This is a genomic window from Mycobacterium scrofulaceum (assembly GCF_002086735.1).
GTDB classification, from domain to species: Bacteria; Actinomycetota; Actinomycetes; order Mycobacteriales; family Mycobacteriaceae; genus Mycobacterium; species Mycobacterium scrofulaceum.
This window is the reverse complement of sequence record NZ_MVIJ01000012.1, coordinates 95,072-107,781: the sequence shown is the minus strand read 5'-3', so window position 1 is coordinate 107,781 and position 12,710 is coordinate 95,072. Positions and strand designations below refer to the sequence as shown.

General features: G+C 67.9%; 15 protein-coding genes and 1 pseudogene. 11 read left to right on the top strand and 5 right to left on the bottom strand.

All coding sequences use genetic code 11. The annotated features are described in order from the left end of the window. Positions 1 to 6: 6 nt before the first annotated feature. Positions 7 to 1,005, top strand: a complete 999-nt coding sequence (locus BST44_RS10575) for a 4-hydroxy-3-methylbut-2-enyl diphosphate reductase (protein WP_083177072.1) — start codon at positions 7 to 9, stop codon at positions 1,003 to 1,005. A gap of 31 nt (positions 1,006 to 1,036) precedes the next feature. Here the strand turns inward: BST44_RS10575 and BST44_RS10570 are convergent, their stop codons facing one another. After that, positions 1,037 to 2,236 (bottom strand): DUF6542 domain-containing protein, encoded by a 1,200-nt coding sequence (locus BST44_RS10570; RefSeq protein WP_208619768.1) that lies wholly within the window; start codon positions 2,234 to 2,236, stop codon positions 1,037 to 1,039. A gap of 141 nt (positions 2,237 to 2,377) precedes the next feature. Here BST44_RS10570 and ychF point away from each other — a divergent pair, with 141 nt between their 5' ends. Further along, entirely contained in the window at positions 2,378 to 3,451 is a 1,074-nt protein-coding gene (gene ychF, locus BST44_RS10565) for a redox-regulated ATPase YchF (protein ID WP_083177070.1), read from the top strand. 21 nt (positions 3,452 to 3,472) lie between these two features. On the opposite strand, the pseudogene BST44_RS10560 reads toward ychF, so the two are convergent. Further along, a pseudogene (locus BST44_RS10560) lies at positions 3,473 to 3,966 on the bottom strand (nitroreductase/quinone reductase family protein). 134 nt (positions 3,967 to 4,100) lie between these two features. Between BST44_RS10560 and BST44_RS10555 the strand changes: the two are divergent. The 5 genes from BST44_RS10555 to BST44_RS10535 all read left to right on the top strand — a co-directional run bounded on the left by BST44_RS10555 (position 4,101) and on the right by BST44_RS10535 (position 6,805). Then, the gene (locus BST44_RS10555) at positions 4,101 to 4,436 is read left to right on the top strand and encodes an Mtp family mycobacterial-type pilin (protein ID WP_083177069.1); all 336 of its coding nucleotides are present in this window, start codon (positions 4,101 to 4,103) and stop codon (positions 4,434 to 4,436) included. Positions 4,437 to 4,528: 92 nt separating this feature from the next. Continuing rightward, positions 4,529 to 4,927: a VOC family protein gene (locus tag BST44_RS10550; protein ID WP_083177102.1), complete on the top strand. Its 399-nt coding sequence runs from the start codon at positions 4,529 to 4,531 to the stop codon at positions 4,925 to 4,927. A 138-nt stretch (positions 4,928 to 5,065) separates the two neighbouring features. Next, on the top strand, positions 5,066 to 5,425 hold the full coding sequence (locus BST44_RS10545) for a hypothetical protein (protein WP_083177068.1): 360 nt from the start codon (positions 5,066 to 5,068) through the stop codon (positions 5,423 to 5,425). A gap of 146 nt (positions 5,426 to 5,571) precedes the next feature. Beyond that, a complete protein-coding gene (locus BST44_RS10540; RefSeq protein WP_083177067.1) occupies positions 5,572 to 6,159 on the top strand; it encodes a glycoside hydrolase in 588 nt (195 codons plus the stop codon). A 322-nt stretch (positions 6,160 to 6,481) separates the two neighbouring features. After that, entirely contained in the window at positions 6,482 to 6,805 is a 324-nt protein-coding gene (locus tag BST44_RS10535) for a putative quinol monooxygenase (RefSeq protein ID WP_040622461.1), read from the top strand. Here BST44_RS10535 and BST44_RS10530 read toward each other — a convergent pair. Beyond that, complete coding sequence (locus BST44_RS10530; RefSeq protein ID WP_083177066.1) at positions 6,802 to 7,491, bottom strand: guanylate cyclase; 690 nt, start codon at positions 7,489 to 7,491, stop codon at positions 6,802 to 6,804. The genes BST44_RS10535 and BST44_RS10530 overlap by 4 nt on opposite strands. A 69-nt stretch (positions 7,492 to 7,560) precedes the next feature. Between BST44_RS10530 and BST44_RS10525 the strand changes: the two genes are divergently transcribed. Beyond that, the gene (locus BST44_RS10525; protein WP_065442369.1) at positions 7,561 to 7,770 is read left to right on the top strand and encodes a hypothetical protein; all 210 of its coding nucleotides are present in this window, start codon (positions 7,561 to 7,563) and stop codon (positions 7,768 to 7,770) included. On the opposite strand, the gene BST44_RS10520 is transcribed toward BST44_RS10525, so the two are convergent. Then, positions 7,722 to 8,546 (bottom strand): adenylate/guanylate cyclase domain-containing protein, encoded by an 825-nt coding sequence (locus BST44_RS10520; RefSeq protein ID WP_083177065.1) that lies wholly within the window; start codon positions 8,544 to 8,546, stop codon positions 7,722 to 7,724. The two genes, BST44_RS10525 and BST44_RS10520, sit on opposite strands and share 49 nt — an antisense overlap. A 108-nt stretch (positions 8,547 to 8,654) precedes the next feature. Here BST44_RS10520 and BST44_RS10515 point away from each other — a divergent pair, with 108 nt between their 5' ends. Both BST44_RS10515 and gnd read left to right on the top strand, forming a co-directional pair. Next, the gene (locus tag BST44_RS10515) at positions 8,655 to 10,100 is read left to right on the top strand and encodes a glucose-6-phosphate dehydrogenase (RefSeq protein ID WP_083177064.1); all 1,446 of its coding nucleotides are present in this window, start codon (positions 8,655 to 8,657) and stop codon (positions 10,098 to 10,100) included. Between the two features lie 15 nt (positions 10,101 to 10,115). Next, complete coding sequence (gnd, locus tag BST44_RS10510) at positions 10,116 to 11,138, top strand: phosphogluconate dehydrogenase (NAD(+)-dependent, decarboxylating) (protein WP_083177063.1); 1,023 nt, start codon at positions 10,116 to 10,118, stop codon at positions 11,136 to 11,138. Between the two features lie 51 nt (positions 11,139 to 11,189). On the opposite strand, the gene BST44_RS10505 is transcribed toward gnd, so the two are convergent. Further along, on the bottom strand, positions 11,190 to 12,053 hold the full coding sequence (locus BST44_RS10505) for an alpha/beta fold hydrolase (RefSeq protein WP_083177062.1): 864 nt from the start codon (positions 12,051 to 12,053) through the stop codon (positions 11,190 to 11,192). Positions 12,054 to 12,175: 122 nt separating this feature from the next. On the opposite strand from BST44_RS10505, the gene BST44_RS10500 reads away from it, so the two are divergent. Then, positions 12,176 to 12,649, top strand: coding sequence for a VOC family protein (locus BST44_RS10500; RefSeq protein ID WP_083177061.1), 474 nt, complete (start codon positions 12,176 to 12,178; stop codon positions 12,647 to 12,649). Positions 12,650 to 12,710 lie beyond the last annotated feature (61 nt).

Below are 12,710 nucleotides of genomic sequence, written 5' to 3'. Positions count from 1 at the left end.
GGTGTCATGCCGCCGACTGTCGACATGGGAATTCCCGGTGCGTCCAGCTCGGTAGCCAGCGATCCAGCCCGCAAGCGAGTGCTTCTGGCGGAGCCGCGTGGTTACTGCGCGGGCGTGGACCGGGCCGTCGAGACGGTCGAACGCGCGCTGGAAAAGCACGGCGCGCCCGTGTACGTGCGCCACGAGATCGTGCACAACCGGCACGTGGTGAACACGCTGGAACAGGCCGGCGCCGTGTTCGTCGAGGAAACCGACGAGGTGCCCGAGGGATCCATCGTGGTGTTCTCCGCGCACGGGGTCGCGCCCACGGTGTACGCGGCGGCCGCCGAACGCAACCTGCACACCATCGACGCCACCTGCCCGCTGGTGACCAAGGTGCACAACGAGGCGAGGCGATTCGCGCGCAACGACTACGACATCCTGCTGATCGGCCACGAGGGGCACGAGGAAGTGATCGGGACCTCCGGCGAGGCGCCCGACCACGTGCAGCTGGTCGACGGGGTCGCCGCCGTGGACAACGTAACGGTCCGGGACGAGAACAAGGTGGTCTGGCTGTCGCAGACCACGCTGTCGGTGGACGAGACCATGGAGATCGTCGACCGGCTTCGGCAACGGTTCCCCAAGTTGCAGGATCCGCCCAGCGACGACATCTGTTACGCCACCCAGAACCGGCAGGTCGCGGTCAAGGCGATGGCCCCGGAATGCCAGTTGGTCATCGTCGTCGGGTCGCGGAACTCGTCGAACTCCGTCCGGCTGGTCGAGGTGGCGCTCGGTGGTGGCACCGCGGCCGCGCACCTGGTCGACTGGGCCGACGACATCGACCCCGCCTGGCTGGAAGGCGTGACCACCGTGGGCGTGACCTCCGGAGCGTCGGTCCCCGAAGTCTTGGTGCGCGGTGTGCTGGAGCGGCTGGCCGAGCACGGCTACGACGTGGTGCAGCCCGTCACCACGGCGCAGGAGACCCTGGTGTTCGCGCTGCCGCGCGAGATCCGGTCATTGCTCTGATCCCTCATTGCTCTGATCCGCCGGGCGGAACTCAGACGTCGTATTCCCAGGAATCCGCCGAGGGCCGCTGAGGCCGGCCGTGTGCCCGCGAGCGGTTCCGGCGCTCCGGGCGAGGCTCGGCCCCGGGCTCATCGGATGCGCCGGCCCCCCGGTAGCGGACCTGCGAGATCGGGTGATGCGTCCCGTTGTTGCCGTTGGGGGCGGGGCGCCGCCGCCGCGGCTCGTAGGCCGGCTCATAGCGGTCGTAGCTGTCGTAGCGGCCGAACTGCTCCGGGGCCCCCGGCCGGTCGTAGCCGTCGAAACGGCTGGACCGGGGCTGCTCGTACGGCCGCTCATAGGGGCTGCGGCGGGTGCGGGGCTCGCGACGGGATTCACGAGGCGACTGGCCGCGCGGGTCCGAATCGCCGTCGGGGCGGGGACGGCGCCGCGAACGGCGGGCCGGTTCGGCGGCGTCGTAGTCCCGGGCGGCCGACGAGCCTCTCCGGCTCGGGCGCCGCTCGCCGGCTTCGCCCGCATCGTCCAGCGGTTCCCGGGTGCGCCGGGAATGGGCCCGGGCGGAGCGGGTGGCGGACCGATCGCCGCGCGCCGTCCGGCGTGCCCGTGCCGAGGAAGCGGCACCGCGGCCGGCCCGCGCCTTCCTGGGTGACGCGTCGTCGGCGTCGTCGGCGCCGGATTCCTGTTCGGATTCCGGACGCAACATCGCCTGTAGTTTGGCGACGACGCCGCCCATGACGCCGCCCACGACGGACTTGACGTCGCTGGACGGCGCCTCGTCGGGGGCATTCGGCGCCGAGGTCGTCTGGTGCGACATCCCGAAGTACCACCTGGTCAACCCGATCAGCAGCACGATGCCGGCGGTCCCCAGCATCAGCGGGAAGCGCTCGATGAGGGGATAGCCGCAGTTGATCAGCAGGTCTTTGAGATGCCCGACTTTGCCGTCGTGGAACAACCAATAGGCGCCCGGCACCGCGCAGAAAAGAATCAACGGGGGCTGGATGATGGCGGTGAACAGCCCGTCCTGGCGCACCGCCAGGACCGCCGCCACGCAGCCGGCTATATAGAAGCCGGCGAAGACGTGGGTCAGCTCCTTGTGGCCGGCGTCGATTCCGTAGCCGATCGCGGTGGCGGTGACGGCGAAAAGCAGGGCGGCATACCACGGGATACCTGGGATATCTGGGTGAATCGAGCGGTGGGATGGCTCCACCGTCGACTTTGGCCGCTGTCCTGACACATGTAGACCGTACCGGGAATGGACCGAAAGGCCCGTAAATACCTCGTAGCGATCATGGGCGTGCCACGGCCGCGAGCCGGAGAGGTGCGCGAACGGTCCACGGCGGCCGGCCGCGCCGCCGCCCCCTAGACTTGGGTCCCTGTGAGCCTGAGCCTGGGAATCGTAGGTCTGCCCAACGTCGGTAAGTCGACGCTGTTCAACGCGCTGACCCGCAACGATGTGGTGGCGGCCAACTATCCGTTCGCGACGATCGAACCCAACGAGGGCGTCGTTCCGCTGCCCGATCCGCGCCTGGACAAGCTGGCCGAGCTGTTCGGCTCGGAGCGCGTCGTGCCGGCGCCGGTGACGTTCGTCGACATCGCGGGCCTGGTCAAGGGCGCGTCCGAGGGCGCCGGGCTCGGCAACAAGTTCCTGGCGCACATCCGCGAATGCGACGCCATCTGCCAGGTGGTCCGGGTGTTCTCCGACGACGACGTGACGCACGTGGCCGGTGAGGTAGATCCCAGGTCCGATATCGAGGTGGTCGAGACGGAGTTGATCCTGGCCGACCTGCAGACCCTGGAGCGCGCCCTGCCGCGGCTGGAGAAGGAAGCGCGCACCAGCAAGGAGCGCAGGCCGGTGTACGACGCGGCGGCGGTCGCCCAGGAGACGTTGAACGGCGGCACGACGCTGTTCGGCGCCGGGGCGGATACGTCGCTGCTGCGGGAGCTGAACCTGTTGACCACCAAGCCTTTTCTGTACGTCTTCAACGCCGATGAGGCCGTGCTGACCGACGCCGCGCGCATCGCCGAGCTGCGCCAGCTGGTGGCACCCGCCGACGCGGTGTTCCTGGATGCCGCCATCGAAGCCGAGCTGAACGAACTGGACGACGAGTCTGCGGCGGAACTGCTGGAGTCGATCGGGCAGAGCGAACGCGGGCTCGACGCGCTGGCGCGCGCGGGTTTCCACACCCTCAAGCTGCAGACGTTCCTCACCGCGGGCCCCAAGGAGGCGCGGGCGTGGGTGATTCACCAGGGCGACACCGCGCCCAAGGCCGCCGGCGTGATCCACACCGATTTCGAAAAGGGCTTCATCAAAGCCGAGATCGTGTCCTATGACGACCTGATCGCCGCCGGCTCGATGGCCGCGGCCAAGGCGGCCGGCAAGGTCCGGATGGAGGGCAAGGACTACGTCATGGCCGACGGCGACGTGGTGGAGTTCCGGTTCAACGTCTAGGCGGTTGAGCCGCGTCCAGCGTCAGCGCGGCTTCAGCCGGAAGATCGGGATCTGCCGGCCCGCGGGGGCCGCCCTGTCCCGATAGTCCGCGTATCCCGAGAGATCCGGTTGGCCAATTCGAAGAGCCGGTCGTATTCCTCGGCGTCCGTGACCTGCTCGGCGGTGAACGGCTCGGCACCGAAGTCGCACTCCGGATGCGCTTTGAGGTTGTAGTACCACTGCGGGTGTTTGGTGCCGCCGAAGTTCGAGGCGACGAGGATGACGTCGGCCCCGTCGTGGAAGTACGTGAGCTGGACTTCGCGCTTCCGGCCCGACTTCGCGCCGGTGGTCACGAGGGGCGCATTGATGATCGATCCCATGTTGACCCGCCCACCGGTGAGACGGAACAGGTAGGGGTCGGTATGACGCGCGATGTGCCTGGCCATGAACTGCCCTGCGCGCGAACGACCGAATCGAACACTGGCCCGATACAACGGACCCCGTCTCTTGTGCGGGTCCACGTACCGCAGCGGCATATCCCGACGATACTCGGGCGACACCCGTGCGCCGGGTGGGCGGCCGGGATGAACCACTTGCCTGGATTGCGCTCGAGGGAAATGCTTTAGGGATGGCGGTTGTCGAGGGGCCGAGGCCGTGGGCGCGGCGGTTCATGGGGTTCGTCGTGGGCTGTGGGTTCGCGTTCTTCGCCATCGGGCCGGCCGGCGGCACAGCGCAGGCGGCGCCGACCTCACATTGGTGCCCGGGCAATCCGTGGAACCCCGGTTGGGGCAACGTCTACAACTGGGACTGGAATCAGTGCCACGACTGGCAAGGCCCGGCGGGCCAGAGCTATCCGGCGGGCGCGGGTCCGTGGGGTCCACCCCCGGCCTGGGCGCCGCCGGCGCCCCCGCCGCCGTCGTGGGCGCCCGGGGCCCAGTTGATGTGGAACCCGACCGGCGCCGGCAACTGGGGCTTCTGGAACAACGGGATCTGGACGCCCGTCTAAGGCACACGCGACGGACGCCTCCTTGTCGGAGGTGGTTCGTAGCATGCCCTCGTCGCATGACCATGCACCGCCACGGCCGTCAGGAGGGCTCCATGAAGTTCGTTTCCACCCGCATCATCACCGCCGACGTCAACCGGCTCGTCGCTTTCTACGAGACGGTCACCGGCGTCACCGCGGTCTGGGGCAACGAGCTGTTCGCCGAGATCCCGACGCCGGTGGGCACGCTGGCCATTGGCAGCGACAAGACCGTGCCGCTGTTTTCGGCCGGATCCGCCGAGCCAGCGGCCAACCGCAGCGTGATCGTGGAGTTCCTCGTCGATGACGTGGACGCGGAATACGAGCGGCTGCGCGAGGGCGTCGGAGAGGTCGTGACGGCGCCGACCACCATGCCGTGGGGCAACCGTGCACTGCTGCTGCGAGATCCGGACGGCAACCTGGTCAACCTGTTCACTCCCGTCACGGACGAGGCCCGCGCCAAGTTCGGAATGTGATTGCCGTTCAACAAATCTCGGCGGCGTCGCGAGGATTCTCGGCCGAGGGCAACGACGGTTGGGCGGAGCGGACTTGGCGGTGGCGGGGCAGCCGAAGCGGCCGGCGCGGCTGGGCGGCCGCGGCGTTAGACTGCCACTGTGGTCGCTGATGACTGCCCCGACACGCCCGAAGAGCTCGAACGTCGGGCTGAGGCGTCTGACAAGCGCGAGGAGGCGCTCGACGAGCGCGAGGCCGCAGTCAGAAGGCGCGAGTGGATGGCCGAGCGACGGGACCTGCTCGCCGATGAACGGGATCGAATCGCGGACGATCGCGAGCAAGTAGCGGACGAACGAGAGTGGCGCGCGGACGAACGCGAAGGCGTGCCCGAGGAGCGGGAGCGTGCCCGGCTGCGCCGCCTGGAGGAACAAGCGACGCGCGGCGAGGCCACGGTCCAGCGCGAGCAAGCCGACATCGACCGGCAGACGACGGACACCGAACGTGGGCCCGAGACCCGCTGATCGTCTGCCGGCTAGTTTGCTGCGGCCGCGTCTGGCGTTGCGAAGTCGATCCGCTGAAGGTGCGACGAACGCCATTATCCGGTGAGCGAATGACGTGCGCCACAAATTTTGGCGAACAATAATCGCTATTGCTAGCGTCGCCGGCCATGGTAGTACTTGCAACATTGATGTCATTGATCAATCAAGTCTCCGGGACGCCTTATATTGCAGGCGGAGATTCTCCCGCCGGGACGGATTGCTCGGGGCTCGTTTCCTGGGTTGCCAACGCGGCGTCCGACAGGCCGGTCTTCGGAAACCGGTTCAATACGGGCAACGAGGAAGCGGCATTGTTGGCCCGCGGCTTCCAGTACGGCACCGCCCCCAACGCCCTCGTGATCGGGTGGAACGGCGGCCACACGGCCGCCACGCTGCCGGACGGGACCCCGGTATCCAGCGGTGAGCGCGGTGGCGTGCACATCGGTGGTGCTGGCGCCTACCAGGCGGGTTTCACCCACCACATGTTCCTGCCGATGCCGCCGGACGGCGAGGGTGCCCTTCCCCCGCCGCCGGACGCGCCGCCGCCGCCGGCCCCGGACGCGCCGCCGCCTGCCCCCGACGCGCCGCCGCCACCGCCGGAGGCACCCCCCGTCCTGGTGGATGCCACGGCCCCGGCGCCACCGGCACCACCGGCGCCGCCGGCCCCGCCGGCGCCCGAATTGCCGCCGCCCGGCGACCCGGGAATTGCAAATCCTTAACGAAATCAATTCGCGAATGTCTCAATCTATTGCGCCGCTATTCGACGCGTATAGGACACGTCAATAGAACGGGACCCACGGCGAAGTGAAATGGCCCGACCCGCGAGCGGTTTGTGAGGCGGGCCACTCCGCCGGGGCGGATGGCCGGTTCGCGATCCATGTGGAATCAAAGACAGGGTGTGCCCCGGGCGTCCATCAAGACGCCCGGGGCAAACTTTGCTGACGCGATGGTCGTCCGGCGCCCCCGGTGGGCGGTTATGCTGACGCTGCTCGCCGGGACCGAGCGGGCGCGTCTTCGACACAGAGCTAGGCGGGGCCGGCCATGATCTTCATCGTCGTCAAGTTCGAGACCAAGCCCGAGTGGACGGACCGCTGGCCAGAACTCGTCGCCTCCTTCACGGCCGCCACTCGGGCCGAAGAGGGCAACCTGTGGTTCGAGTGGTCGCGCAGCCTGGACAACCCAGCGGAATACGTCTTGGTGGAGGCGTTCCGTGACGAGGAGGCGGGCGGCGTCCACGTCAACAGCGACCACTTCAAGCGGGCGATGCGCGAGCTGCCGCAGGCCCTGACGTCCACCCCGAAGATCATCAATCAGACGATCGACGCGGCCGGGTGGTCGGAGCTGGGCGAGATGTCGGTCGACTAGCCGACTTGGCTTACCGTCACGGCGATTTCGTCCCCCAGCTGATAGCCCGGCGCCAGCGGCAGCGTGTCACCGCTCCAGAACTTGCCCGGGTCGAACCAGTTCGCGTCCTTGTCGGTGTCGAGCAATCCCATCTCCTCGTAGGTGATCGCCACCGTCTCCGCGCAATACGCCGTCGAAAGGCTCATCTTGCGTTCTTCGCGGCGGTGCCGGGTCTGCTCGCAAACCTTGCTGTCCACCACGGGAATTCCCCGCACCCAGTCGTTGATGGTCGGGATCCGGCCGCGGAACCAGCGGCCGGTCAGCCGAGCGGTGGTGGGAAAAGCGGTGCCGTCCATCCGTGCGATCACCCGCAGCAGCTTGTTCTCCTGTTCGCGGGTGGGGTGCGGCGTCAGCTGACGCAGCCAGCACCGCTGGCCGTAGCGCTGCGTCCACTGCAGGACGGCCTGCTGCAGATCGTTGAGTTGCACGCCGCGGTGGTTGGTTCCCGTCCACATGTCGACGAGCTTGTCACCCAGTTCGGCGTGCCAGATCAACGGCGGCAGGTCGTCGATCGCGACCGTCATGCCGACGTGATTCACCGGTGCGTTCGTCAACGTCTGAATTGCACGGTCGGGCCGGGAGCGGCCACGAAACAGCCAGAGATCGCCCGTGCGCGTCTCGTTCAGCGCTTCGTCAAGGGTCAGCATGATGAGCCGAATCGCCTGTGTCCGGTTACAAGAGCACCAAGTTAATCACAACCCGAATACTCTGTGTCCATGCGCAATGTGTGGAAGTGGCTCGGGCTGGCCGGTGTCGCCGGTGTCGTCGCCGGGGGCGCGCTGGTGGTTCGCGACCAACGCAAACGCCGCGCGTACACGGCCGACGAGGTCCGGGCCCGCCTGCACCAGCGGCTGGCCGAATACGACGAGCAAGGGTTTCAGTCCCGGTCGGGATCGGCCGGGGCCTCGACGGCGAACAACCGATAGCTGCCCGAAAACCCCTTGAGCTCGACGTCGCGCCCGTCGTCGAATCCGATGTCGTCATCGTCGGACAGAGCGTCCCGGACCGGCTGACTCACCAGGATCTCGCCGCCGACGGCCTGCGCCGCCACCCGCGCCGCCATTGCGACGTTGCGGCCGAACAGGTCATCACCGCGGCGCACCGAGCGGCCCATGTGGATGCCGATCCGGACCCGAATCTCGTTATTTCGCTTGCGTTTTGCGTCCTTTAGCAGCGCATGCTGCAGGTCGATGCCGCATCGCACCGCCTGGTCGGCGCGGGCGAAGGCGATCATGAAGCCGTCGCCCTGGCTCTTCACCACGTGACCGGACCACCGCTGCACCAGGTCTGACACCAGCTTGTCGTGCGCCGCAATGAGTTTGACCCACGCGCGGTCACCGATACGCTCGTTGAGGGCGGTGGATTCCTCGATGTCGGAGAACAGGATCACCACCCGGCCGTCCGGTGTGACGCGGGCCAGGTCGGGCCGTTCCACCTCCGCCCAGTCGGCAAGATCCTCGATCGAGCTGCGTACCGCCGCACCGAAGCCTTCCTTGCGCAACAGGTTGGCGGTGTTCCACACCCTCTTGACCGCCTCGCGCCCGCCGGAGAGCAGCTGGTTGCGCGTGTCGGTCCGCTGCCGCAATTCGTCGATCTCCTGGCGGCTGCGCACCAGCATCCGCGACAGCACGGCGAGGGTGACGGCTTCGATCGCGGCGACACCGGCCACGACATAGACCGTGATATGCAGCGCGTCGCCCACGCATGCATCCTGCCAAAGGCCCCGATGGCCTGAGGTTGTCGGGCCTGTGCGCGGTGTCTAGTGTTAGGTCCGACCGCCGCGGGTAGTGAGTCTGGAAGAGCCGATCGGATGACTTTCGGAGGTGCGGGCTTGGCTGACGGCGGAGACAACGCTTCGAACAAAGACAACGCTTCGAACAAATTGGTGATCTTCGGCATCACCGGTGATCTGGCGCGCAAGATGACGTATCGCGCCTTGTACCGCCTCGAGGCGCGCGAGTTGCTGGATGTCCCCATCATCGGTGTGGCCAGTGACGACATCTCGTTGGAGCAGCTGGTCGGGCGGGCCCGTGACGCCATCAAGGCGTCCGGGGAGAAGTTCGACGGCGCGGTGTTCGACCGGCTGGCGGGCCGGCTGTCCTACCTGCACGGCGACGTCACCGACGAAAAGCTCTACGGCCGGCTCGCGAAGGAGATCGGCAAGGGTTGCCGGCCGCTGTACTACCTGGAGATGCCGCCGTCCCTGTTCGCGCCCATCGTCGAAAACCTCGCGAAGGCCGACCTGTTGGAGTGCGCACGCGTCGCGGTGGAAAAGCCCTTCGGGCACGACCTGCCCTCGGCGCGCGACCTGAACGCCCGGCTGCGCGCCGTGCTCGACGAGGACCAGATCCTGCGCGTGGACCACTTCCTGGGCAAGCAACCCGTCGAGGAACTGCAGTACCTGCGCTTCGCCAACAACGCACTCGCCAAGCTGTGGGACCGCGACAGCATCTCCGAAATCCACATCACCATGGCCGAGGATTTCGGCATCGAGGACCGCGGCAAGTTCTACGACGCGGTCGGCGCCCTGCGCGACGTCGTGCAGAACCACCTGCTGCAGGTGCTCGCGCTGGTCGCGATGGACCCCCCGGTCGGGCCGAGCGCCGACGACCTGAACGACAAGAAGGCCGAGGTGTTCCGGGCGATGCCGGCGCTGGATCCCGACCGCTGCGTGCGCGGCCAATACCGCGGCTACACCGACGTCGCCGGCGTGGCGAAGGATTCGCACACCGAGACCTACGTCGCGCTGCGGACCGAGATCGACAACTGGCGCTGGGCCGGCGTGCCGATTTTTCTGCGCGCCGGCAAGGCGCTGCCCGAACGGGTCACCGAGGTGCGGATGTTCCTGCACCACGTTCCGGGTTTCTCGTTCCTGCCCAACCGTCGCCCGCCCGAGCCGAACCAGATCGTGCTGCGCATCGACCCCGATCCCGGGATGCGGCTGCAGTTGTCCGCCCAGGTCGGCGACGGATGGCACGACGTGCACCTGGACTCCTCGTTCGCCGAGGACCTCGGGGAAGCCGTGCGCCCCTACGAGCGGCTCCTCTATGCCGCGCTCACCGGGGACCGGCAGCTGTTCGCCCGGGAAGACGCCATCGAGGAGACGTGGCGGATCGTGCAGCCCGTGCTGGACAAACCCGGCCGGATCCATCACTACGACCAGGGCTCCTGGGGACCGGAGGCCGCGCAATCGCTGCTGCACGGTCATCGCAGCTGGCAAGGGCCGTGGCTGCCAAAGCACACGTCGTCACAGTAAGGAGAACAGGAAGAAATGCAGCTCGGGATGATCGGCCTCGGCCGGATGGGCGCCAACATCGTCCGCCGCGTCGCCAAGGACGGACACGAATGCGTGGTCTATGACCACAACCCCGACGCCGTCAAGGCCATGGCGGGGGAGGAGAGGACCACCGGCGTGTCGTCCCTGCGGGAGCTCGCCGCGAAGCTGAGCGCGCCGCGGGTGGTCTGGGTGATGGTGCCGGCCGGGACCATCACGACGGGCGTCATCGAGGAGCTCGCCAAGACGCTGGACTCCGGCGACATCGTCATCGACGGCGGGAACTCCTACTACCGCGACGACATCAGCCATGCAAAGACACTGTCCGAGAAGGGAATTCGCCTGCTCGACTGCGGAACCAGCGGCGGCGTCTGGGGTCGGGAACGCGGCTATTGCCTGATGATCGGCGGCGACGACGAGGCCTTCCTGCACGCCGAACCCATTTTCGCCAGTGTCGCCCCGGGGGTGGACGCGGCGCCGCGTACGCCGGGCCGTGACGGCGAGGTCGCCCGATCGGAAAAGGGTTACCTGCACTGCGGGCCGTCCGGCGCCGGGCACTTCGTCAAGATGGTGCACAACGGCATCGAGTACGGCATGATGGCATCGCTTGCCGAAGGGCTCAACATCCTGCGCAACGCCGACATCGGCAAGCACGTGCAGCAAGGTGACGCCGAAACCGCGCCGCTGTCGAATCCCGAGTTCTATCAATACGACATCGACATCCCCGAGGTGGCCGAGGTGTGGCGCCGGGGCAGCGTGATCGGCTCCTGGCTGCTGGACCTGACCGCCATCGCGCTGCACGATTCGCCGGATCTCGAGGAGTTCTCCGGGCGGGTCTCCGACTCCGGGGAGGGGCGGTGGACCGCAATCGCGGCGATCGACGAGGGCGTCCCTTCGCCGGTGCTGACGACGGCGCTGCAGTCCCGGTTCGCCTCGAGGTCACTCGATGACTTCGCCAACAAGGCGCTGTCGGCGATGCGCAAGCAGTTCGGCGGGCACGCCGAAAAGCCGGCGAACTAGTGGCGATCGCGAGGGCGGCGTAGCCGGGCGATGCGGGTCGCCACCGGCGAGCTAGTGGCGTTTGACGAACTTCACCACGGCGTCGCTGAACGCGTCGTTGTCGTCGCCGGCCGCGGTGTGCCCGGCTTTGGGCAACTCCACGAACTCCGCGCGGGGAACGCTGGCCAGGAAATGCCGGACGCCTTCGGGGCTGACGACGTCGGAGAGCTTTCCGCGGATCAGCAGGACGGGAATGGACAGGCTCTTGGCGGCTTGCTCGAACTTCTCGGTGCGCAGCTCGGGGTCGTCGCCGGGCTTGGTCATGAAGGCGGGGTCCCAGTGCCAGTACCAGCGGCCGTCGCGTAGGCGCAGGTTCTTCTTCAGCCCCTCGGGGCTGCGCGGCTTGTCGCGGTACGGGAGGTATTCGGCGACGGCGTCGGCGGCCTGCTCCAGCGAGTCGAAACCGTCGAGGCCGCTGATCATGAAGTCGCGAATCCGGGCGCTGCCGCCCTTCTCGAACCGCGGCACCACGTCGACGAGCACCAGCCGGGTCACCTCCGCGGGCCCGGCCCGGTGGGCGGCGAGGATGCCGGTGAGCCCGCCCATGCTCGCCCCGATGATCATCACGGGTCGGCCGATCGCATGGATCACCTGCAGGACGTCGGCGGTCAACGTCTCGACGTCGTAGTCGGCGTTGGGCGCGCGATCGCTGTCACCGTGTCCGCGGCTGTCGAGCGCCACGACGTGCAGGCCCTCGTCGGCGAGCGTTTGACCGGTGTTCTTCCAGGAATGCCGGTTCTGGCCGCCGCCGTGGAGCATCAGGACGCTCGGTCGCCCCGCGCCGTCGGTCCCGCGATTCCACTCGTCGGCGACCAGGGTGATCCCGCCGACGCCGGAAAACTCGACCGTCTGAGGGACGCTGCTGACGGTGCTCATGCGACCTGACGTTACATAGGGGGCTTAAGCACCCGTGCCCGGGGCGACGAGGCGATGAGTTTCGGCCATCGCCGGGGTCTGTCAGTGATGACACCCACGAGCCGATGAGGAGGCCGCGCCCCATGCCATCGATCACCCCGTCGTTATGGTTCGACCACGACCTGGAGGAGGCCGCCAGGTTCTACACCTCGATCTTCCCGAACTCGCACATCGAGGGCTTCAACCGGACCACGGAGGCCGGACCCGGCGAGCCCGGCAGCGTGCTGTCCGGCAGCTTCGTGCTGGACGGCACCCGGTTCATCGGCATCAACGGTGGACCCCACTTCCGGTTCAGCGAGGCCGTGTCCTTCACGATCCACTGCGCCGACCAGGACGAGGTCGACTACTACTGGGAGCGGCTGACCGACGGCGGCGAGGAATCGCAGTGCGGCTGGTGCAGGGACCGCTTCGGGCTGAGCTGGCAGATCGTGCCGGACCGGCTCTACGAGTTGATCGGCGATCCCGACCGGAACCGCGCGGCGGCGGCCACCCGAGCCATGTATGGCATGCGCAAGATCATCATCGCCGAGCTGGACGACGCCGCCGCGCGGGTGTAGCGAAACTCCCTGCCGCAGCTGCGGTTTGACCGCGTGTGGCAACCGGTCGGTGCGCGTGGTG